Here is a 22,037-nt window from a genome sequence, read left to right as displayed (position 1 = left end):
CTCATTCAGGGATTTTTTAATCTTGGACGCGGATTTTGACCTGTTCGGCAACCCATGGATCGACGCACCCGTTCGGCGCGGCCGGCCGCCGCATGTCGTCACGGTCAGAACCCGCAACAGAGTCAGCATGTTGCTGGCGCTCGGCTGGTCGACGCCGCGGATTTCCTCGACGCTCGGCGTCACGCTGCCGACGTTGCGCAAGCATTATTTTTATGAGCTGCGTCAGCAGGAGGTCGCGCGCGATCGGCTGGAACTGCGGCGCCTCGAGCTTGCATGGGAACTCGCCGAGAGCGGCAACGTCGGCGCGCTGAAGGAATTCGGCAAGCTGATGGAACGCAACGACCGGATGGAAGCCGAACGCGAGATGGCGGCCGGCCGCGACAAGACGCAGCCGACTGCCGGCAAGAAGGTGGTCGCCGCTCAGATCGCGATGGACGCCGACGCCGACCTGATGGCCGAGCTCGACGAGGAAGCCGCGTCGCAGAATGCCGTCCACTGATCTTCCGCGCTTCGCCTGTCCGGACTGGTGGCACCGGATCCAGCGCGGACAGACACCAATGGCCCATGTGCCGTTGAATGCCGCCAAGGCCGCGAAGGCGCTGGCGTTCTTCAATCGCCTCAGGCTTCCCGATGTCCCCGGCAACCCGCCGATGTCGGAAGCCTGCGGCGACTGGTTCCGCGACATCCTGTGTGCGTTCCTGGCGAGCGAGGATCCCGAGACGAAGCGGCGCCTGGTGTGGGAGCTGCTGTGCATGGTGCCGAAGAAGAATTCGAAGACCACCAACGTCGCAGCGCTCGGCCTTACAGCGCTTTACATGGAAGACGCGCCCAACCGGCAGATGCTTCTGGTCGGTCCGAGCCAGAACATCTCGGAGCGATGCTTCGAGCAGGCGCAGGGCATGATCCGGCTCGATGAGCGGCTGAACAAGATCTTCAAGGTGCAGGATCACCTGAAGTGCATCACGCGGCGCAAGACCGGCACCAAGCTCGATGTCAAGACCTTCGACACCACGATCGTCACCGGCGAGATCCCGATCCTGACCATCCTCGATGAGTTGCACGAGCTCGGCAAGAAAGCGAAGGCCGCGGCCGTAATGCAGCAGATCCGGGGCGGTGGCATCACGATGCAGGGCGGTCAGGTGCTGATGATCACCACTCAGTCGGACGAGAGGCCGGATGGAATCTGGGCCAACGAGCTTTCGAAGGCCCGCAATATTCGTGACGGCACCGGCGGACCCAATCCAATCCTGCTACCGGTGTTGTACGAGTATCCGCCGGAGCTGCAGCGCGACCAGGACTACTGGCGCGATCCGCAAAACTGGCCGCTGATTTTGCCGAACCTTGGGCGCTCGATCGACCCGCAGCGCCTGATCGACGATTACCAGAACAACGGCAAGATCAACGCCGAGGCCGAGCAGATCTGGGCCAGCCAGCACCTGAACATAGAAATCGGTGTGGGCATCACCAACGACACCTGGCGCGGTGCCGACTTCTGGGAAGCCGCGGCCGATCCGACGCTAACGCTGGAGTCGCTGCTGGCGCGCTCCGAGGTGGTGACGATCGGCGCCGATGGCGGCGGCCTCGACGATCTGCTCGCACTCGCGGTGATCGGCCGCGACCGCTCGACGCGCGAGTGGCTGTCATGGTGCCACGCGTTTGCCGATCCGAAGGTGCTGGAGCGACGCAAGTCGATCGCGCCGTCGCTACTGCGTTTCAAGGACGAGGGCTCGCTGACTATCGGTGACGGCGCCGCGCGCCACGCCCGCTTCGTCGAACTGGTGCGCCAGGTGGTGGCCTCCGGGCTGTTGTCGAAGAAGGATGCCGCTGGCGTCGATCCGAACAATGCGGCGGCCGTGTTCGAAGCACTGGCCGAGGGTGGCATCGCACCCGAACAGATCAGGCGCCTGCTGCAGGGCCCGGCGTTGGCGCCGGCGATGTACGGGCTGGAACTGAAGCTCGATGACGGCACGTTCTGGCATGCCGAGCAAGCACTGATGGATTGGGTGATGGGCAACGCCAAGGTCGAGCCGCGCGGCAACCATCTTATGATCACAAAGCAGATCTCCGGCCGCGCCAAGATAGATCCTTTGATCGCACTGTTCGAGGCCGCGATCCTGATGAGCTGGAATCCATCACCTCAAATCGTCGCCGACGTCGCGGCGATGGTCGCCTGACGGAGAGACGACGATGAACATGATCTTCAAGACCGTCGCGAGCGACGGCGGCCTCGAGTTCGTTCTGTCCGACGAGACGGTCGACCGCTACGGCGATATCATCATGGCCGCCGGCTGGGTGCTGACGAATTTCAAGAAGAACCCCATCGCGCTGTTCGGTCATTCGAACGGCTTTCCGATCGGCACCTGGACCGATGTCCGCGTCGAGGGCAACAAGCTGGTTGCGAAGCTGAAGCTTGCCGCCCGCGGCACCAGCGCTCGCATCGACGAGCTGATCAGCCTGGTCGAGCAGGGCGTGCTGCGCGCGGTATCGGTCGGCTTCATTCCGATCAAGTCCGAGCCGATCAATCCGGATCGGCCCTACGGACCACAGCGCTACACCAAGCAGGAGCTGCTGGAGACATCGCTGGTGTCCGTGCCGGCAAATCCGTCGGCGCTGACCCTGGCGAAGCAGCTCAACATCTCTTCCGAAACCATGTCCCTGGCCTTTGGCGAGCATGCCGAAGTGAGGCGAAAGGACGTGTCCAACACCGGCGAGCATGCCGCATCACCTCCTGCCACAAAGGCACCCATCACCATGAAGACCCTTTCCCAGCGCATCGAGGATGCGCAGACGGCCCTCGTTGCCAAGAAGGACAAGCTGTCCGAACTGACCGGCGCGGACACGCTGGACGAAACCGCGATCGGTGAACTGACCAGCCAAATCGACGCCGAAGAGAAGACGGTTGCCACGCTCAAGGCGGCGGAAGCGAAGATCGGCGCCGGCGCCGTCCGCGATACGCCGACCGTTCCGGCCCAGGCGCGCAAGCCGCTGGGTCACCAGGAAAAGAACGGCATGGACCTGCTGGTCAAGGCGCTGGTCGTTCGCGGCACGGCGCACTTCGGTGGCATGTCGATCGAGAAAGCGCTCGAAGCGCGCTACCCAGGCCATGAGGCGGTCGGCATCATCGCCAAGGCCGATCAGACGATCGGCACCACCACGGGCTCGCATTGGGCGGACGACCTGGTGCAGACTGCGTATCTGGGCTTCATCGAGGCGCTGGCCGGGCATTCGATTTTCCCGGATCTGCTCGGCCGTGGTTTGTCGCTGACGTTCGATCGCTGGGGCACGCTGACGATGCCGCGCCGCACGGCCGGCGGAGCCGGTGGCGGATTCGTCGCCGAAGGTGCGCCGATCCGCGTCGGCAAGATCACCACCGCCTCCGCAAGCCTGACCCCGAAGAAGATGGGCGTGATCGTCGCGTTCTCCAAGGAGCTCGCCAAGCGCTCGACGCCCGCGATCGAGGGCATCGTTCGCCAGGCGATCCTCGAGGACACCGCGGCCATCCTCGATCCGATCCTGCTGGACGCGACCGCGGCCTCGACCGCGCGGCCGGCGGGCCTCCTCAATGGCGTGGCGGCGGTCGGCGTCGGATTTGCCGGCGGCGACTACCAGGCGGTGAAGGAGGATATCAAGGCGCTGGTGGCGCCGTTCCACACCGCCAACGCCGCGGACGGCATCGTGGTGCTGATGAACCCGACGCAGGGCCTCAACATGTCGCTGATGGACGGCCCGGTGGGCGACCCGAACTGGATGCAGCGCATCAAGGATCGCGTCAGCTTCATCGAGTCGACCAACGTGCCGGCCGGTCGCCTGATCGCGATCCGCGCCTCGGACTTCGCGGGCGCCGGCGGCGATCCGGACTTCGATGTGTCGGAGCAGGCGACTATTCACATGGAGGATACCACTCCTCTCGAAATTGTCAGCGGCACCGGCCCCACCACAGCCGATCCGGTCCGCTCGCTGTGGCAGACCGCCAGCGTCGGCGTCCGCATGCTGATGGACGTCAGCTGGACCATGCGACGCGACGGTATGGTTTCCTGGGTGAACGGCACCAGCTGGTAATTCGGCGAGACGCACAAGACTGGAAAGCCCCCGGCTTCGGTCGGGGGCTTTTTCGTTTCCAAGGGTAAGGGGTGGGTCATTCGAAGGAGGCTAGTGATCATGAAGATCGGAAACATGTATCGTCTGATGGACGGTACCCAGGCGGATCCGGACGATTGTGCCAAGGGCGAGGATGGTATCCTGCGCCACAGGAGCGGCGTCAAGGTCGCGATCGACGGCGAGGGAAAGCCGGAGACCATCGCCGGCGGCGCCGCCACCAATGAGATGGCCGCGCACGCCGGCAAGCCGGATGGCGAACAGAAGCCCGCGCGGTCGTCCGACGAAGGCAATGTCGATCGCGATCCCTTGCTGCTGCAGACCGACGTGCTCGGGCTCGGCGATCAGCAGAAGACGAACGACGCCGCGTTGCAGCCGGAAGCAGACGCCAACAAGGCCGGTGATGGCGAGCAGAAGCCGGCACTCGAGGGTGACAAGACACCCGCCGCCCCTACGTGACGCCGGCCGGCGAGCGGCTTGACCGCCATCTCGGTCAAGCCATCGCCGAGCTGTCCGGCCGCGAAAACGAAAAGGATGACAGGATGCGCGGAATTCAGCGGCTGGCGAACGCGGCCGGCAATCTGATGAAGCAGGCCGACGCCGAAGCCGATGCGGCGGCGGCCGAACTCGAGGCGGCCTACGCCGAGCAGGCGGATGTGGCGAGGAAATACTCCGCCTTCGCCAAGGATGTCGCCGCCGCCGCCAAGGAGGCGCGCGACAATCTGAGCCAGATCTCGAACATCCCTTTGCCGGAATCCGAAGGCTCCGAGCCGCCAAAGGAATAATCGTCTTCCACTTCGCGTGAGGCCGCGTGGCCCGGTGCAGCGATGCGCCGGGCTTTTTCGTCAACAGGGGTAGAGGGCTATTCCTCCATAACGAAAGGTAAACCCATGGCTCTGCGCAGGTTCCCGGTTTCGGTCACCACCGCTGCTGACGGCAGCGCGACCGCCTATTCGCCCTACATCTCGGGCTATATCCACGAGATCCATTACATCAAGACCGACTTTGCCGACGGCGTCGATTTCGCGATCACGGCGGAAGCGACCGGCGAGAACATCTGGACCCAGAGCGACGTCAACGCGGCCGCTGTGAAGGCCCCGCGCCAGGCGACGCATTCGACCGTCGGTGTCGCGGCGCTGTATGCGGCCGGCGGCGTCGCCGTCAACGACCGCATCGCGCTCGGCCGCGACCGCGTGAAGATCGTGATCGCGCAAGGCGGCAACGCCAAGAGCGGCGCGTTCCATATCGTGGTCGACGACGCCAGGTAGGTCGACGGACAACGCCAGCCTGCGCCGACCTGGCGCGGGCTGCGCGCTTCAAGCGCCTTCAGTTCTTCATCTAGAAGCGGGACCTGATCGATGGCCACGGAAATCCTAGCGGTCGGTACCACGGCTGCAAGTTCGAGCGACGTGACGGTCGCTGATGGATCGACACTCACCGTCTGCCTGAAGGATGCGGCGGGACCGGGCGTCGGCAACGCCAGGGTCGAGATCCAGCTCAAGGATGACGCCGGCGAATATTTTACGGTCGCGACCCTGACCGGCAGCAGATCGAGCCTCGTCATCGTCGGCGCCGGCACGTATCGCTTCAGCCGTTCCGCCGGAGCGGCGGCATGCGGGGTGTTCAGTGGTTAATCTTTTCCGGCCGCTCATGCAGCCGATCACCACGCGCCTGGTCCGCCAGCTGACCGACGAACTCACCCAGGCCGATGTCGAGGCGGCGAGCGGGGGAGGGGGTGGCAGCGATGAACTCCTGGCTGACACCGGGCAGCCGATCCTGGCGGACACCGGTCAACCTATTTTGGTGCAATGACATGAAGAAGCATTTCGCAGGGGTATTGATTGCGCTGACACTGTTTGCGTCGGCCGCGGTCGCGCAGACCATCAATAATCTTGGTGCCGGCCGTGGTTCCGTTATCGGTGCCGACTTGTTTCCGTCCTATCAAGGCGCCAATCCTGCCGTGCGGCCTTCGGCGGCTCAGATAGCGGCATATGTTTACAGCCTCGCTTCAGGCGATCTCACGGCCAACGGCACGGGTACCCACACCCTTGCGACGGTCAACAGCAACGTCGGATCGTTCGGCAGCGCGACGCAGTGCACCAGCATCACCGTCAACGCCAAGGGCTTGATCACTGCCGCGTCCCAAGCTGCTTGTACGCCGGCAATGTCCAGCGTGACGGGCCGCGCGACGCTTGCGCAGCTGCCGCAGGGTATCGCCAACTCGATCTGGATCAATCCGACCGGATCGACGGCGGATATGCAGAACGTAGCCGTTCCTGCATGCGCCAATGACGGGACGCATGCGCTCGTCTATGTCAACGGCTCCGGGCTGGCGTGCGCCACGCTGACGGGCGGTGGGGCGGCCTCCGCTGTGCCCAGCGTGCAGACCGGCACGAACTACGCCTTCCAGGGCACTGACCTCACCAAGATCATCTACCTCAGCAATGCCGCGCCACAGGCGCCGACGATTGCCCAGGCGGGTACCGGAAGCTTCACGAGCGGGTGGTACGCGACCGCCTGCAACATCGGGGCTGGCGCACAGACCATCACGCCGACGACCTCGACGATCGGCGGCGCCTCCACGTTCGTCCTCCCCGCCGGCAGCGCGGCGCGGCCGAATTGCGCCGGGATCGTTTCAGACGGCACGAACTATGTCGTCGTCCCCGATTTCGGCATGGACGCCTCGACCTTCTCTGCGGGCACGCTTGCTGCGGCCAGGGGCGGCGCAGGCACGATTAGCGGAGCACTGAAGGGCAACGGCTCCGGCGTCGTATCTCAGGCTGCCTGCGCCGATCTCAGCAACGGCACGGCGCTCTGCTCGACCACGCCGGGTACTGGCGTCGCGACGGCTGCCGCAGCCAACCTGTCGGCAGCCGGCGGCTTGAGCACGACGGTGGCCAGCGGGACCTCAGCCCTCGGCACGAGCGCGATATCCTCGGCCACCTGCGCAACGGTGGTCACGACTACCGCGACCAACACGGCCACGACGGACGTCATCTGGTGGGGCTTCAATGGCGATCCGACAGCAGTCACCGGCTATGTTCCGTTGGTCGCCGGCATGCTGACGATCATCGCCTATCCGTCAGCGAACAACGTGAATTTCAAGGTATGCAATAATACGTCGGGCTCGATCACGCCCGGCGCCATCACGCTCAACTGGCGGGTGGCACGCTGATGGACCGCCGCCGGTTTTTGAAAACAGCCGCCGGGCTTTTCGTCCCGGCAATCCCGGCCATCATCCGGCCTGATAAGGCGAGGGCCCAGGGTGGTATGGGACCGGGGCCAGGGACCGTCCACTCGACTGGTGGTGGTGGGCTCGGCCTGCAAACCAGCTGCACTGGCTTCTGGTCGTTCGAAACAGGCTCGTGGACAGACGACACTGCCAGCGCTACCACGCTCACAGCGACTGGCAGTCCAACGTCGACAAATACCGCGCCTGCTTTGGTTGGCAACTACCTCGCTCTTCCCGGTAGCGCTTATCTCACTGCCGCAAGCAACTCTAACATTGTCACGGCTGGCGGCTCATTCTCCGTGCAGATGTGGATTTACAGTCCCGGAAGTCCTGGATCGGTGGCGTTTGGCAAGGGTACTTCAGGATTTGGAAATGCAGAATGGTCTCTAGGATCACGTTTTTCTGGGTCTAATAAATGGTCGTTCTTCCACTACGACAGTTCATCAAACGTTACCAACGCAGATGACTCCGCGTCTATTACAAACAATGTATGGGTGCATCTAGTTGCTACATACGACAGCGCCACAAAGGGTCTGACCCTCTATAAGAATGGGGCATCAGTAGGAACGGCCACTGCTACAAACGCTGTTCAGTCCACGACAAATGAAATATCTATTGGTAGAGGCGCTTTCGGCGGCGCCGGTGTTGCGACGGGTTATCGCTTTGACCAGTGCGGATTTTGGAAAGGGCGTATTCTTTCTGCCGGCGATGTAACTTCTCTTTACAACAGTGGCGCGGGTCTTAGCTGGGCGGGAATGCTGTAATGAGAAATGTTGTCGCTGCTCTTATGCTGCTGTTGCTGCACGGCAGTGTCTATGCGGCGGTGGGTACGTTGGGAGGTCTAGGCGCCGACAATCGCGTTCAGGTAAGCCTCTCCACCTACGGTGGAGTCTGCGATGGAGTGACCGATGACACGGCAGCATTCCTCGCGTTCAAGGCGGCCTTTCAAGGCACGGCTCCGGTCCAGTTAAACCTTCCTGCTGGAACGTGTCTGATTAATCCGGCCGGTTCGGGGGACAATCAACTCATATTTGGAGGTGTAGCCGATCTGGTCGTTGCTGGGACCGGCGCAGCGACAACCTCAATCAAGCGCGCGTCTGGAGCCCTCATGATAGGAGGACGTGGGCAGGTTCAAGACAACGCGCACAGCCTCCGCACCGACGACGCGAATGCTGGTGATAGTTGCGTTATCATCAAGACTGCATCAGCGGTCACCGTATCCGCGATTGGCAACAACCTTCCTGCTCGTGCAACATTCACAGCGTCGTCATCCACGACCACAATGACAGTGACGGCGGTGGCGTCAGGGACCATCCTCCCCGGCGCTATCATCGGAAACCAAGACAGTAGCACGGGGTCGTTCAACACAATCCAGCCTTACGGCACCGCCGGGACGACCGGTGTCGGAGGAACTGGCACGTATGCGTTAAGCGTCTCCGCCACATTCTCATCCCAGACCGTCGTGACCAAGCCAGCATCATTTACCGCCAGTGTCGCTACCACAGGCGTCATGACCGTCTCGGCTGTTCAGGATGGCGCCCTCGCTGTCGGTATGTGGGTGTACCCAAATGGTGGCGGCCTTCAAGGTAACGCGGTCTCGATCCAGTCCCAGTTGACCGGTTCAGCAGGCGGCACTGGGACCTATCAACTCGACGTGCCTCCGCTCTCTACCGTCAGTAGCAGGCAGTTCCAAGGCAACGGCCAACCGCGAGTCACGCTTAATTCCACGGCGGGCCTGACATCTGGCGACACGCTTTACTTGACCGGCATCACATCGCGCGGCTTGCTCGCTCAGCGGACAAACGGCCTGCGTTGGATCAAGGTTATAAACGGTACGCAGATTGATATCTTCCAGAGCGACTACGATGGTTCCTATACCAGCGGCGGCACTGGCGGCGGCGATCGAACGTCGCTGACACCAGTCGGCTCTAAGGTCATGATGACCGGCTATGTGTTGCAGGCTTATTGGGCTGGGCCCTATGGTTTCCCCAGCAATAACCATTGGTTCGAATTTAAGACCGTCGCCAGCACAAACTCCGGCACGCATCAGGTATGCTTCGATACACCACTGGCAAACTCCTATAAGGCGGCTTGGCCGCAGTACAACACCGGCAACCTCTTTGAAGTCGATCCCGGCGGGCCTGCTACGCTCTATGCGCTGGACCCGCTGTGGGAGCAAACTGCTGTCTTCAAAGACTTCACCTTGGACATCCCAGGCCAGACATATTTTAACGGCCGGAGTGTCACCTTTGAAAATATAAAGATGGCCGGGGTTAACTGCGTCGCCCCGACGCAGAACGAAACGCACAACTGGATCAACGTTGACGCATCTACCTGCACCATCGAGACAGATAAGCTCGTCGGAAAATGGAATATAACCGGAGGATTGGTAGGACGAGTTCACGTCCAAAGCTCGTCTATGGACGAAATCAATCTAAGCGGGACAAGCATTCGGTCATGGCAAGGCAGCCCTAAAAAGCTAACCCTCACCAACTCTCCGATTTCGTGTCCTGGCTGTATTTCGACTGACGCTATATTCAAGATCGGGACAGATTCCTATGGCGCCTCGGACGAAACCATTTGCACCAATTGCAGCGTATCATCGCCGGGCGTCGTCACACGCGCTGGCGATACCGCTCCTGCGACTTTGTGGACCATGTCAGGCGGAGTCATCACGATCCCGAATGCCATTAGCACCGGCGCTGTGGGAGCGTTCGAGACGCAGACCCGGTACATCGTTCCGGGCAAATATATGTTCTGGGCGGGTAGCGGAGGCGGCGGCACGACTGCCCAAGCGGGACGTTCGTTCAAAGTCGTAGATGTGACGCAAGATTTGGTGAACACCTATGTTCAAACCAGCGAGGCGGGCGGCTTTCCAACGGGAGCATGGACAACAAACGGCCTCGGCGTCACACCACATCCAGCGCCAAAACTCACTATAACGAACCCAACAGGCGTAAATAGCATTACCCTTTTCGGTGGATGCGCAGCTCAATCGCCGATGTTCTCTTGTGCAAACCTTACCTATACAGGCGGCGCAGCAGGCACGACGGTTTCAACAAACGTCCCTACGATGTGGGGTGAACTGGACACCTTTACGTTCACCAACAACGTGCCGTACACTAACACGGGCTCCTTAAACTGGTCGATCACCCAGTTCGGCCAGATCAAGATGCTGCGCACGGACAACGTTCAGGTGGATTTCGGCACGGCAACGAGTTCAGGCGGAATGATAAATATGAAGCTTCCAGCGTCTGCCGGTGGCGGAACGCGCACGTTGACGCCATCCGGCGCAACAGGAACTCAGGTTGGTGACACGCTCACGGCTCCCTCAGCGGGGGCCGTCTTTGGTGGGTTTAATGCAGCGCCAATATTCTCCGCCAACACACCCAGCGACAGCCCACAGGTGACGGTGACGCTACGGACTAATCAGAACTTGCCGCCGTAGCTAGATCTTGCTCCGAAGTGACGCCAGCACCTCTTCCGGGGTTGATCCCATCACTCCGGTGATCTGCTCCCAGCGATTGCGAAACCATTTCCGATGCTTCTGCTCAGCATAGAAAAAGAAGCCGCCGAAGTTTTGCATGGCTACCCGGATTCTATATCCATCGGGCGCGGGAGGCGAGGCTCCATCGCAATAGGGGCCAGCGACCCACTCGCAATTCATCTTGCCACAAATAGTGCATGTACCCTGAGACATCGCCAACCTCGATTCGGTGCTGAAATTCACCATTGCCGATTAAGCCAATCGCTCGCGGATTCTTCGTCCTCTCGATATTCCCACTTTCCGTTGACCCGCCGCCGCCAGCATTGGCCTTGACCGAGAACGTCGGTCCAACCGCCGTCGACAGTGCGGCGAGGAAAGAACGGTGTGCGGCACTTGTGCCAAAGCGTTTCGTCCATCTATTAGAGCGCCTTTAATCGAGCGACCCATTGCGCATAAGCTTTCGGTCCAAGGTGGGTGCCGTCAACGGTAAATTCAGGCTTTAATCGGCCTTGTTCGTCGCCGATATCCAGAGTGATGACGGGCTTTCCAGGACAGCTATCCATAGCGATGCGGTTGATCTGGTCAATACGTCGGTTCGTCTCGACATTCGTTGACGGCGGCGCCAAAGTGATGACGATGGTCGGTTCCTTGCATGTGGTTTCCCACAGGCCGCGAAGCTTGTCGGCATCAAAACCGCGGGTGGCATCGTTTGTACCGGCCATGATGACGATACGCTTCGGGCGATAGGCTTGGGCCAGTTTTAGAAGCCCCGCGATCTGCTCGGTGATGAGACCATTCGAAGCGAGATTGATATTCCTGACGTCATCGAACCATTGCCCCCCGGCTGTGATGCTGTCGCGGATAAAAACGGTCGGGGGAGGGGATACCTTGGTCAGCCAGTGCGCCAGGGTCTGCCGGTAGGTATTCCGCAGGTGGCTGTCGCCACGGGCGCAAGCGCTAGCGCTAGTATCAGGACAAGGGCCTTCATCCCCCACCACTACCCCACGGTGCCGGTCCAATCTAGGTCTTGACCGGCCTTAATCTGCCTATCCCCACTCTCCCCAGGCCGCCTCCGGGCGGCTTTTTGCTGTGTAGGGGTAAGGGGCCCGTTTCATAGAAGGAAGCCTGACCGATGCAGGATACCTGGTACGTTCTGGAGGACGGCCGCAAGGTCGATCCCAACGAGGTGGCGCATGACGAATCCGGGGCGCTGGTGCGGCGTTGCGGTCGCTACGCGCGGGATGCGAACACTATCCCAAACTTTGGGCTGTCTTCCCGCACATCTACCCGACTGAACCCTAGCCCGGCGATGACTGACTTAAGCTCTGCAACAGTCGAGCCCTCTTTCGCCCAGAGGTGATACTCCATCACGAGATGCTTCACTGATTTCCACGTCTCGCGATCTTCGAATATCTGCCATTCAGCGCCCTCGCAATCGAGCTTGAGCAGATCGACGTTGCCAAGCTTGCCAACTGCACTGGCGAACGAAACTTGGTCGATCAGACCCGCAGCGTCAGGTTTGCTTACCGAGAACAGCGAGCCGTCCCCGGAGGTTTGGAGGGATATCTTGCCGGCCGTGAGTCCTACGGCTTCCGGGAAACAAGATGCGTCTATCTGCAGTCCGTGCGCGCGAAGGTTTGGCAGCACCGCTGCATTGGGCTCGTAACAGTGGATGGTAGCCCGTGGAAACCGATTCCGGGCAGCAATGGCAAAGAGGCCGATGTTGGCTCCGATGTCGAGGACAGTATTGGCGCTGGGCGCGCTTGCCAGGCGGTAGCAGTCCTCAAAGACGATCTTGTGGAACTCGTGTTCCTGGCGAGGCCGCTCATCGTTAGGAAGCTGGAGCCTTACGGGGCGCCCTCCAACCTTGATATGGCTTATGTCCGGCTGCCGGGCGTATAGAACGCCGAGGTTGGCCCACTTCGCGCGATATTTCAGGGACGAGGCAATTCTTTGGAGCATCCCCAACCCTCTACGCCACGTTTCCTCCGCAGGATAGGTCAGCAATTCAACCGTAAGGTCCAATCAGCCAGGCTGAAATCTTGTCCCCGTTCCCCACAGCCGCCTCCGGGCGGCTTTTTGCTGTCTAGGGGTAAGGGGCCCATTTCACAGAAGGAAGCCTGACCGATGCAGGATACCTGGTACGTTCTGGAAGACGGCCGAACCGTCGATCCATCCGAAGTAGCCCTGGATGAGGGCGGCGCCCTGGTGCATGCGAGCGGCGTTCCGGTCGCGATGCGCGCGCCTGGCGTTCCGCGCACCCGCGGGGTGGATCCCGCTGCCGAGCGCGCCAAGGCGGAAGCCGCGGCTCAGGCAGATGCCGACGCCAAGGCCAAGGCCGACGCTGCCAGCAAGGGTGGTGGTGGCGGCAAGGGCAAGGCCATGAAGGCCGACGACCAGCAGCAGCTGGGCTACAAGACCCGCGAAACCAAGGCGGATTGATCCCTTGCGCCTCCTGGACAGGATCCTGACCGGCCTGCGGCTGAAGGCGGTGCCCGCCGAGGGCGAGTACCGCCCCGGACCGTATTTGCTTGACGGTGGCTGGCTGTCGGCGACCGCCGGCAAGTTCATGAACTGGTGGCAGAAGGGCTACTCGCTCGACTACGGGCAGAGCGGGGCCATGGTCGAGGCCTGTGTGTCGGCCTATTCGCAGACGGTCGCGATGTGTCCGGGCGATCACTGGCGATCGACGGGTGATGGCGGCCGCGAACGCGTCACGAGCTCGGCGCTGTCGCGCATCATCCGCCGGCCGAACGACTACCAGTCGATGTCGGACCTGCTGCTCAACATGACGCGCCGGCTCTATTCCAAGGGCGAGGCGTTTGCCTATGCTGGGGTGCGTAACGATCGCAGCGAGATCGCTGAACTGCACTGGATGCGCGAGGGTCAGCCCTTGCTCGGCGCCGGCGGCGAGATCTTCTATGCGCTGTATGGCAACGAGATCGCCGAAAAGCGTTTTGACCTTTCACGACCGATTCCGGCGCGGGACGTGTTGCACATCCGCCTGCATACGCCGCGGCATCCCCTGAAGGGGGAAAGCCCGATCCTCGCGACCGCGCTGGAGATGATGTTCTCGGGTGCGGCGCTCAATCAGCAGATCACCTACTACCTCAATCAGTCGCGCCCGTCGTTCATGCTGGAAACCGACCAGCAGCTGACGGCGCAGCAGACGCAGGATCTGCGGCAGCGCTGGATCGACCAGACGACCGGCGAAAACGCCGGCAGCACGACGGTCCTGGCATGGGGACTGAAGGCCAAGCCGGCAACCCAGGCCGTGGGCGATACGATGCTGGCCGACATGCTGAAGATGTCGGACCAGAACGTGGCGCTGGCGTTTCGGATGCCGCTGCAGATTCTTGGCATCGGCGGCACCCCATTCGCGTCGACCGAGGCGCTGATGTCGTCCTGGCGGGCGATGGGGCTCGGCTTTGCGTTGAACCACATCGAGGAAGCGTTCGGCCTGCTGTTCCGGCTGAAGGGCTTTCCCGAGGAGTATGTTGAGTTCGACACCAACGCGCTGCTGCGTTCGTCCTTCAAGGAAATGCTCGACGCGCTGTCGAACGGCACCCGCCGCGTGATGGCGGTCAACGAAGCGCGGCGGTATCTCGACCTGCCGGCAAAAGCCGGTGGCGACGAAATCCTGGTGCAGCAGCAGGACATCCCGCTGAGCATGGCGGGCAAGGTCTCGGCGCCGGCGGCGAAACCGCCGGCCGGCGATACCGAAGATCCAGAGCAAGACAAGCCGGAGGCTGATGCGGATGGTAACGAGCGCGCGCGCCAACTCTTCCGATCGGCACATGCCCGCCACGCCGCTTGACATCCTCGCCGAGGAGCTCGGCGCCGTCGCGGGACGGATCGAACGCGAAGCGGGGCTTCGCATCGAGGCGGCGATCGCCGACCTGCGCCGGATCGACGCCGAGCGCGAGCTGCGCCTGGTCAATCTGGAGCGCGCGGTTGCCGATCGGCTGGCGTCGGTCAGGGATGGCGAGAGCGTGACGGTCGAGCAGCTCGCGCCTTTGGTCGACGATGTGGTCGCCAGGGCCGTGGCGGCGTTGCCGGCACCGAAGGACGGCGAGAGCGTCACGGTCGACGATGTGCGGCCGGTGATCGAGGATGCCGTCGGCAAGGCCGTAGCAGCCCTGCCGCCGGCAAAGGACGGCGACAGCGTCACGGTCGAGCAGTTGGCGCCACTGGTCGACGACGTGGTCGCGAAGGCGGTGGCGGCGCTGCCGGCGGCCAAGGACGGCGAGAGCGTAACGGTCGAGCAGCTCGCGCCTTTGGTCGAAGATGTAGTCGCCAAGGCAGTGGCGGCACTGCCCGTGCCGAAGGACGGCGACAGCGTCACGGTGGAGCAGCTCGCGCCACTGGTTGCAGAAACGGTCGAGAAGGCCGTGGCGGCGCTGCCGGCGCCGAAGGACGGCGAGAGCGTGACGGTTGAGCAGCTCGCGCCGCTGGTCGAGGACACAGTTGCCAAGGCCGTGGCGGCGCTGCCGGTGCCGAAGGACGGCGACAGCGTCACGATCGACGATGTACGGCCGCTGATCGACGAGGCGGTAGGCAAGGCCGTGGCCGCCCTGCCGGCGCCGAAGGATGGTGAGAGCGTCACGGTCGAGCAGCTGGCGCCGCTGGTCGATGATGTGGTCGCCAAGGCTGTGGCGGCCCTGCCGAAGCCGGAGAAGGGCGACAGGGGCGCGGACGGCAAGATGCCGGTGGTCCGCGCCTGGAGCGACCGGGTGCATTACGAGGGCGAGGTGGTGACGCTCGCCGGATCCACCTGGCAGGCTGCAAAGGATACCGGTCACGCGCCGCCGCATGCGGACTGGACCTGCATCGCAGCCGCCGGGCGTGATGGCCGAAGCCCGCGGGTGCGCGAGACCTTTGATGCCGGGGAGCAGGATTACCGCGAGCTCGACATCGTAGCCCTCGGCGGCGCGGCGTTCATCGCGCGCAAGGATAATCCGGGGCCGTGCCCGGGTGCGGGATGGCAGGTGATATCGACACAAGGCAAGACCGGAAAGCCGGGCGAACGCGGCGGGGTGGGGCCGCGCGGCGCGGCAGGGCCCGCGATCATCGAGATGGCGGTCGACGGGCAGGGGCTGCTGACACTGGTGAACGCCGACGGCTCCACAGTGGAATGCGATCTGTATCCCGTGCTGTCGAAACTCGTTCCGTGATCGTACTTCAAATCAGGTTGGTCATTTGATGGGCAGCACGCTGGTCGTTATCACACCGCCGGATGAACCGGTGCCGTCGGTTGAAGAGGTCAAGGCGCATCTGCGTCAGGATTTTGACGATGACGATGCCGATATCGAATCCAAGATCTGGGGTGCCATCACCGAGTTCGAGGATCCCGAACTCGGCTTCCTTGGGCGCTCGATGCTGCCGCGGCTGGTGGAGCTGCGGCTCGACGGTTTTTGCGGTTCGGAGATCGCGCTGCCGGGCGGGCCGCTTTTGACCGATCCGGATGCGGAGCCGGTGATCCTCTATGACGATGCCGATGGTGTCGAGCAGACGCTGGTCGGGACCGTCTATCGGATCGTCGACGGCGAGAACGCCAGCAAATGCCGCGTGCTGCTGAAGTCGGGCCAGAGCTGGCCGGTAGTGTCGGGCGAGGAACAGTGCATCCGGATCCGATATTGGGTCGGGTACCCCGCCAGCGACATCCGACTGAACAATTTCAAGTCGGCGGTGAAGCTGCATGTCGAGATGACGTTTGACGGGCCGACCGACGAGGAGCGGGCCCGGCTGAAAGATACGATCTACCGGCTGCTGCAGCCGTATCGGGTTTATCGCTGAAATCTTGCTTAACCCGCAACCTGAAAAGGAACGTCACAAATGACCGACATCGTGATCACCGCCGCCAACGTCGTTGCCTCACCGTCTGCAACGCGCGTCCATGGGACCGCGGGCGAGACGATTGCTCAAGGCAAGCTTTGCTATCTGGATCCGACGTCGCGTAAGTGGATGCTGGCGGATTCGAATTCAGCGACCGCCGCGGCACGCCAGGGTTCGCACGTTGCGCTGAATGCGGCTTCCCTCAATCAGCCGATCACGCTCGGTAAGGGAAAGATCACGATCGGCGCAACGCTAACGCCAGGGCTCGCCTACTACGGCAGTGACACCCCCGGGGGGATCTGCCCGATCGCCGATGTCGGCTCCGGCGAATACGTCAACCTGGTCGGCCTGGCGGACTCTGCCTCGGTGCTCGACGTCCAGCCGCACTATACCGCCGTCGCTAACTGACCCATGCCGCGGGCCCGCCAGCTGCGCGAGCGCGTCGCGTTCGAAAAGCGATCCGTCGTCTCCGACGGTTTCGGCAACGTGCGCGGCGAATTCGAGCAGCAGTTCGTCTGCGCGGCAGCGATCGTCGCCAAGTTCGGCGGCGAGGCGGTGACCGCGGCGCGGCTATCGGGTCAACAGCCGGTCGTGATCACCGTGAGGCAGGTCGGCGCGACCGCGGAGATTACGACCGACTGGCGCGCGCGCGATGTGCGAACCGGCGTGATCTATAACATCCGCTCGATCGCGGATCCGGATGCCGGCGGCCAATGGCTCGAGATGCTGTGCCAATCCGGGGTGGCGACGTGAAGAGCGTGACCATGCTGCGGGATTTCGACTACCGGCCGCGGGCCGGTGTCATCGTGGCGTATCGTGCCGGCCGGTCCTACCGGCGCGTTCCAGAGGCTGCGGTCAGGGCAATCGTTTCAGCGCAAGCGGGTGAGGTTACGGATGGCCGCGAGAACGAAGGGGCGCGATCGGCTGCTCACCAAGATGCGGGCGCTGCCGTCCGAGGTGCGCTCGGCGATCAAGCAGGCGCTGGCCGAGGGGGCTGACGAGATCACGGATATGCAGCGGCGCCTTGTTCCCAAGCAGAGTGGCGACCTGGCCAAAAGCATCGGGTCGACCTTCGGCAAATATCGGGCGGAAAACGCGAATGTGCGCGGCGTCAGCGCCTTTGCCGGTGCGGGCGATCCGGATCTCACGGTTACGATCCATGCCGGAGATGCGAAGGCTTACTATGCGTCGTTTGTCGAGTTCGGCACGGCGCCGCATGTCAATGGCGGCAAGTTCAAGGGAACGCAGCATCCCGGCACGGCGCCGCAGCCGTTTTTCTTTCCTGCCTATCGGGCGCTGCGCAAGCGGGTCAAATCGCGCATCACCAGGGCGACCAACCGGGCGGCGAAGAAAGTAGCTGGCAAATGAGTAGTGTTTCGCTCGAGCTGCAGGGGGCTATCGTCGCGCGCCTGGTCGGGTTTGCGCCGCTGACGGCGCTGATCGCTGATCGGGTCTATGACGCCGTGCCCGATGAGGCGGTTTTTCCCTACATTTCTGTGGGGCCGGATCAGATTGTTTCTGACGACGCGGAATGCCTGACGGCTTTCGAGGTGTTCCTGCAGCTCGACGCATGGTCGCGGACTGAGGGACGGGTCGAGGTCAAGCGTGTCGCCGAGGCAGTTCGCCTGGCGCTGCACGGCTTCGATCTGTCGCTAACAGACAACGCGTTGCTGTCGATCGAGCATCGGCAGACGCGGATCCTGCCGGATCCTGACGGTCAGACCAGCCATGCCGTCATCGAATTCGTCGCGCTGGTTGAGCAACCCTAACCCCGTTTTCACAAAAGGAGACTGCTGTCATGGCGCAACCGACAACCGCCAGGTTTGGAAAATTCCGCGTGCTGCTCGGCGACGACGCCGATCCGATTACCTATGCGTCGCCGTGCGGTTTCACGTCGAAATCGCTGACGCTGACCAAGGATCTGACCGACGTCAATCTGCCGGATTGCGACGATCCGGACGCAGTTGCCTGGGTTGGTCGCGACGCCGCGAGCCTGTCGGCTGCGGTCTCCGGCGAGGGTGTGCTGGCCGCGGAATCGGTCGAGGCCTGGCTCGATGGCTGGGAAAGCGTCGAGAGCATTCCGGTCAAGATCGAGGTCGAGTTTCCGGCCAAGACGATCACCTGGACCGGGCTGATGCATATCGCGACGTTTACCGCCGGCGCCGAACAGGGCGGGCGCGTGACCGCGAATATCGAAATGCAAAGCGACGGCGAGCTCGCGCGCACGGTTTCGCCGTGAGCCGCGACGCATCTCTGATGCTGGACTGGGCGGACGGAACCTATCGGTTCCGTCTGGGCTGGGGCGAGATCGCGCTGCTGCAGGAGGCCTGCGACGCCGGGCCGTTCGTGATCCTTGATCGCCTGCAGGCGAAAGTCTGCAGAATCGAGGAGATCTCAAACGTGCTGCGCTGTGGCCTGATCGGCGGCGGCCTGGCGCCTGTCGAGGCGCTGAAGAAAACGCGCACCTATGTCGAGGCGCGGCCGCCGGCGGAAAATCTGCTGCATGCGATCGCGGTGCTGTCTGCCGGCTGCTACGGCGCGCCAGAGGAGAGAATCGAAAAAAAATCAAGGGCTCCGCGTCGGGCGCGCGCGTCGACGATCTCCCACGAGGGAAAATCCGGTTCGGAGCCATCTACGGCGCCGGCGGCAAATTGAATTTGTCGCCGCAGCAGGTCGACGCGATGTCGATGTGGCAGTTTTTCGCGATGATATCCGGCCAGATCGAGATCGGGGATTCCCTGAGCCCGGCCGAGGCTGACGATCTCTGGGAATGGCTGCAATCAAAGGATTGATGTAAGTGGCAACCGATCTGGAGCGCCTGGTCGTCTCGCTCGAGGCGAACATTTCCAAGTATGAGAAATCGCTGGCGAAAGCGATGAGCGGGACCGACAAGGCCGCGCGCGGCATCGAGGATCGGTTCAAGAAAATCAATCCGGGTGTTGCGGACGGTTTTCTCAACTCGTTCAGCCGTGGCCTGGTTGGCGCGGCCGCCGGTGCCTTTGCGCTCGAGCAGTCGATCGTCGGTATCAGAAAAGCGATCGGCGAGGTCGACGACCTCGGCGATCTGTCGGAACGCGTTGGATTGTCGACTGATGCGATCCAGGCGTTGCGGCATACGCTCGGCCAGGCCGGCGGCGATGCCGAACTGGCCGACAAGGCTTTCGACAAGTTTTCCGATAGCGTCGCCGAGGCGGCGCTCGGTTCCGGCTACCTGATGAAGGTGTTCAACGCCAACGGCGTCGCGCTACGCGATAGCAGCGGCACCCTGCGCGACAACAGCGCGCTATTGGTTGATTTTGCCCGGCTGGTGACCAATGCGGCGACACCGCAGGAACGTCTGAAACTCGCAACCGATGCCTTCGGGCGCCAGGCGGGTCCGAAGATGGTCGGCACGCTCAAGGAGATCGCCGAGCAGGGCCTGCCGGCGCTGATCGAAAAGGCGAAAGAGGCGGGCGTGGTGCTCGATCAGGGCCTGATCGACAAGGCCGGCGAGCTCGACAAGGCGTTTCGCAAGCTCGAGGAGCGTACCGCGACCGCCTACAAAAGGATGTCGGTCGACTGGGGAGGGCCGGCGTTGCTCGAAACCTTCAAGGGGCTCGAGGTCGCGGTCAAGATGTTTGCGCTGAGCTTCGATCTGCTGGCATCGGGGCGCGTGCGCGAGGCGCTCGGCCTGATCAGCCGTTTCGAGGCGGCCAAGCAGCGCTTGACGGTCGGCGGCGGAAATGAGTTTTCGGCGGACGATGCGGCAAAATTCTATGACGCGGTCGGTATCAAGCCGCCGACGCGCGTCGAGGTCACCGGGAAAAAGACCAGGCTGCCGAGTGCCGCTGGCGATGACGCGGCAACAAGGGATGCGTTTCAGCGCGAGATCGATCAGACGCAAAAGCGCATTGCGGTCACCAATGTCGAGACCGAGACCATCGATCTCAACACGTTCGCCCGCGAGCGGGCGCGCAAGACCGTCGAGCTCGAGACCGCGGCTAAAGCAGCCAACAAGCAGGCTGGCCTCGACGCGACCAAGGTGACGGCCGAGCAGCGCCTGCAGATCGATGCGCTGGCCGAGGCTTACGCCAGGTCGAAGGTGGCGGCCGAGGAGGCGCATTCGCCGCTGCGAACGTTTGCGCGCGAGGCACGCGACACCGACAAGGCGCTGCAGGATGCGGCGCTGGGCGGGCTGCGCTCGTTTGAGGATGCCCTGGTCGGGATCGTGACCGGGACCGCGAGCGCGGCCGATGCCTTCACGGCGATGGCCAATGCGATCATCGCGGACCTGGCGCGGATTGCCATTCGCCAGGCGATCACGGGGCCGATCGCCGCGGCGCTCGGCGGTGGGGGCGGCGGCTTCAATCTCGGCAGTCTCTTCGGCGGCACCAGGGCGGCCGGCGGTCCGGTCGAGGCGGGCAAGGCATACGTCGTCGGCGAGAAGCGGCCGGAGCTGTTTGTTCCTAACCGCAGCGGGATGATCCTGCCGCGGGTTGGATCCGCGGCTGGCAGTCGCGGCCAGACATTTGCGCCGGTCTATCAGATCAACGCCGCCGGCGCCGACAGTGGAACGGTCGCCCGCATCCAGTCCGTGCTGGCACAGCATGCGCGCGCCATTGCCGGCCAGAACCGGGCTTTCACCAGTGCGCAGCGCATGCAGTCGACAGGGGTCGGTTGATGACGGTTCATTTCCCGCGACTGCTGCTGCGCGAGAAAAGCCACAGCTGGAATCTGGCCGGCGTCGCCGCGACGCCAGGCGATACGGCCAACAGTGTTTCCGTTCTGACGAGGAGCGACGGCGGCGGCTTTTGGAAATGCTCGATGTCGGACGTCAGTCTGTCGGGCGGACTGCCGGGCTCGCAGGGCAGGCAGCGGCAGCGGATCTCGACGCTGCTGTGGCGCGCGGTCCGGCAGATATGCAACGGCGGCGTGACGCCGATCATCGTCTGGCGCAATGACACGCTGTTCCGGCCGTGGCCGGCCGGCGTCTCGCAGACCGCCGGCATCGATATCGCGCACGCGGACGATACCCTGTTCGATGACGGAGCCGGATACTACCAGTCGGTGATCGATATCGAGGCGACGGACGCGGTGGACCTGCGCGCGACCAGTATGGATATCACGCTCAATTATGCCGGCGAACTGATCGGCGGCGAGTCGTTCTCGATCGCGCATGATACGATGGACTGGCGGCTTTACGAGATCGCGACCGTCGACATGACGTCGAGCACGACGGCGACCATCACGTTCAACCCGCCTTTGCGCGAGTCGATCGAGGCCGGGACGCCGCTGGAATTCGATCGGCCACGCTGCAGGATGCGGCTGGCAAATCCGGGATCGATGGATCTGAGCGTCGTGCCGTGGACCTTCAATTCGGCCAGTGTCGATTTCGTCGAGTCGGCATAG

The 22,037-nt window shown here is 62.9% G+C and carries 26 protein-coding genes; 24 read left to right on the top strand and 2 right to left on the bottom strand.

The features are described 5' to 3' along the window. The 11 genes from VED21_RS11980 to VED21_RS11930 all read left to right on the top strand — a co-directional run. A partial coding sequence (locus VED21_RS11980) for a hypothetical protein (protein ID WP_324882590.1) occupies window positions 1–499 on the top strand: 499 nt, incomplete at its 5' end. Further along, window positions 486–2,174 carry a terminase large subunit domain-containing protein gene (locus VED21_RS11975; RefSeq protein WP_324882589.1) on the top strand — a complete coding sequence of 563 codons (1,689 nt, stop codon included), beginning with the start codon at window positions 486–488 and terminating at the stop codon, window positions 2,172–2,174. The genes VED21_RS11980 and VED21_RS11975, both read left to right, overlap by 14 nt. Window positions 2,175–2,187: 13 nt before the next feature. Then, window positions 2,188–4,059 carry a phage major capsid protein gene (locus VED21_RS11970; protein ID WP_324882588.1) on the top strand — a complete coding sequence of 624 codons (1,872 nt, stop codon included), beginning with the start codon at window positions 2,188–2,190 and terminating at the stop codon, window positions 4,057–4,059. Between the two features lie 99 nt (window positions 4,060–4,158). Beyond that, window positions 4,159–4,554: a hypothetical protein gene (locus tag VED21_RS11965; RefSeq protein ID WP_324882587.1), complete on the top strand. Its 396-nt coding sequence runs from the start codon at window positions 4,159–4,161 to the stop codon at window positions 4,552–4,554. Continuing rightward, window positions 4,551–4,880, top strand: coding sequence for a hypothetical protein (locus VED21_RS11960; RefSeq protein ID WP_324882586.1), 330 nt, complete (start codon window positions 4,551–4,553; stop codon window positions 4,878–4,880). Before VED21_RS11965 ends, VED21_RS11960 begins: the two co-directional genes overlap by 4 nt. Window positions 4,881–4,985: 105 nt before the next feature. Next, window positions 4,986–5,363, top strand: a complete 378-nt coding sequence (locus VED21_RS11955; protein ID WP_324882585.1) for a hypothetical protein — start codon at window positions 4,986–4,988, stop codon at window positions 5,361–5,363. Window positions 5,364–5,453: 90 nt separating this feature from the next. Next, the gene (locus tag VED21_RS11950; protein WP_324882584.1) at window positions 5,454–5,729 is read left to right on the top strand and encodes a hypothetical protein; all 276 of its coding nucleotides are present in this window, start codon (window positions 5,454–5,456) and stop codon (window positions 5,727–5,729) included. A 16-nt stretch (window positions 5,730–5,745) separates the two neighbouring features. Further along, window positions 5,746–5,907, top strand: a complete 162-nt coding sequence (locus VED21_RS11945; RefSeq protein ID WP_324882583.1) for a hypothetical protein — start codon at window positions 5,746–5,748, stop codon at window positions 5,905–5,907. A 1-nt stretch (window position 5,908) separates the two neighbouring features. Then, window positions 5,909–7,270, top strand: coding sequence for a hypothetical protein (locus VED21_RS11940; protein ID WP_324882582.1), 1,362 nt, complete (start codon window positions 5,909–5,911; stop codon window positions 7,268–7,270). Further along, on the top strand, window positions 7,270–8,091 hold the full coding sequence (locus tag VED21_RS11935) for a LamG domain-containing protein (RefSeq protein WP_324882581.1): 822 nt from the start codon (window positions 7,270–7,272) through the stop codon (window positions 8,089–8,091). The genes VED21_RS11940 and VED21_RS11935 overlap by 1 nt, the downstream gene beginning before the upstream one ends. A gap of 23 nt (window positions 8,092–8,114) precedes the next feature. After that, the gene (locus tag VED21_RS11930) at window positions 8,115–10,775 is read left to right on the top strand and encodes a hypothetical protein (protein WP_324882580.1); all 2,661 of its coding nucleotides are present in this window, start codon (window positions 8,115–8,117) and stop codon (window positions 10,773–10,775) included. A gap of 458 nt (window positions 10,776–11,233) precedes the next feature. Here the strand turns inward: VED21_RS11930 and VED21_RS11925 are convergent, their stop codons facing one another. Both VED21_RS11925 and VED21_RS11920 read right to left on the bottom strand, forming a co-directional pair. After that, window positions 11,234–11,833, bottom strand: coding sequence for a GDSL-type esterase/lipase family protein (locus VED21_RS11925; RefSeq protein WP_324882579.1), 600 nt, complete (start codon window positions 11,831–11,833; stop codon window positions 11,234–11,236). A gap of 211 nt (window positions 11,834–12,044) precedes the next feature. Continuing rightward, a complete protein-coding gene (locus VED21_RS11920; RefSeq protein WP_324882578.1) occupies window positions 12,045–12,776 on the bottom strand; it encodes an FkbM family methyltransferase in 732 nt (243 codons plus the stop codon). Between the two features lie 165 nt (window positions 12,777–12,941). Between VED21_RS11920 and VED21_RS11915 the strand changes: the two genes are divergently transcribed. The 13 genes from VED21_RS11915 (at window position 12,942) to VED21_RS11855 (ending at window position 22,037) form a co-directional block, all read left to right on the top strand. Beyond that, on the top strand, window positions 12,942–13,256 hold the full coding sequence (locus VED21_RS11915; protein ID WP_324882577.1) for a hypothetical protein: 315 nt from the start codon (window positions 12,942–12,944) through the stop codon (window positions 13,254–13,256). Window positions 13,257–13,260: 4 nt separating this feature from the next. Beyond that, complete coding sequence (locus tag VED21_RS11910; protein ID WP_324882576.1) at window positions 13,261–14,631, top strand: phage portal protein; 1,371 nt, start codon at window positions 13,261–13,263, stop codon at window positions 14,629–14,631. After that, window positions 14,612–15,988, top strand: a complete 1,377-nt coding sequence (locus VED21_RS11905; protein WP_324882575.1) for a hypothetical protein — start codon at window positions 14,612–14,614, stop codon at window positions 15,986–15,988. Before VED21_RS11910 ends, VED21_RS11905 begins: the two co-directional genes overlap by 20 nt. Window positions 15,989–16,016: 28 nt before the next feature. After that, the gene (locus tag VED21_RS11900; protein WP_324882574.1) at window positions 16,017–16,610 is read left to right on the top strand and encodes a hypothetical protein; all 594 of its coding nucleotides are present in this window, start codon (window positions 16,017–16,019) and stop codon (window positions 16,608–16,610) included. 39 nt (window positions 16,611–16,649) lie between these two features. Beyond that, window positions 16,650–17,057 carry a hypothetical protein gene (locus VED21_RS11895; RefSeq protein ID WP_324882573.1) on the top strand — a complete coding sequence of 136 codons (408 nt, stop codon included), beginning with the start codon at window positions 16,650–16,652 and terminating at the stop codon, window positions 17,055–17,057. 3 nt (window positions 17,058–17,060) lie between these two features. After that, window positions 17,061–17,402: a head-tail adaptor protein gene (locus tag VED21_RS11890; RefSeq protein WP_324882572.1), complete on the top strand. Its 342-nt coding sequence runs from the start codon at window positions 17,061–17,063 to the stop codon at window positions 17,400–17,402. A 141-nt stretch (window positions 17,403–17,543) separates the two neighbouring features. Continuing rightward, entirely contained in the window at window positions 17,544–18,017 is a 474-nt protein-coding gene (locus VED21_RS11885; protein WP_324882571.1) for an HK97-gp10 family putative phage morphogenesis protein, read from the top strand. After that, window positions 18,014–18,418, top strand: a complete 405-nt coding sequence (locus tag VED21_RS11880; protein WP_324882570.1) for a DUF3168 domain-containing protein — start codon at window positions 18,014–18,016, stop codon at window positions 18,416–18,418. The genes VED21_RS11885 and VED21_RS11880 overlap by 4 nt, the downstream gene beginning before the upstream one ends. 29 nt (window positions 18,419–18,447) lie before the next feature. Continuing rightward, window positions 18,448–18,888: a phage tail tube protein gene (locus VED21_RS11875; RefSeq protein ID WP_324882569.1), complete on the top strand. Its 441-nt coding sequence runs from the start codon at window positions 18,448–18,450 to the stop codon at window positions 18,886–18,888. A gap of 17 nt (window positions 18,889–18,905) precedes the next feature. Further along, window positions 18,906–19,304, top strand: coding sequence for a gene transfer agent family protein (locus VED21_RS11870; protein WP_324882568.1), 399 nt, complete (start codon window positions 18,906–18,908; stop codon window positions 19,302–19,304). Window positions 19,305–19,306: 2 nt separating this feature from the next. Then, window positions 19,307–19,441, top strand: a complete 135-nt coding sequence (locus tag VED21_RS11865; RefSeq protein ID WP_324882567.1) for a hypothetical protein — start codon at window positions 19,307–19,309, stop codon at window positions 19,439–19,441. Window positions 19,442–19,446: 5 nt separating this feature from the next. After that, entirely contained in the window at window positions 19,447–21,309 is a 1,863-nt protein-coding gene (locus VED21_RS11860) for a phage tail tape measure C-terminal domain-containing protein (RefSeq protein WP_324882566.1), read from the top strand. Beyond that, window positions 21,309–22,037 carry a hypothetical protein gene (locus tag VED21_RS11855; RefSeq protein WP_324882565.1) on the top strand — a complete coding sequence of 243 codons (729 nt, stop codon included), beginning with the start codon at window positions 21,309–21,311 and terminating at the stop codon, window positions 22,035–22,037. Before VED21_RS11860 ends, VED21_RS11855 begins: the two co-directional genes overlap by 1 nt.

This window comes from Azospirillum sp., from assembly GCF_035627195.1.
Taxonomy (GTDB): domain Bacteria; phylum Pseudomonadota; class Alphaproteobacteria; order Azospirillales; family Azospirillaceae; genus Azospirillum.
This window is presented reverse-complemented; position numbering and strand designations above follow the sequence as displayed.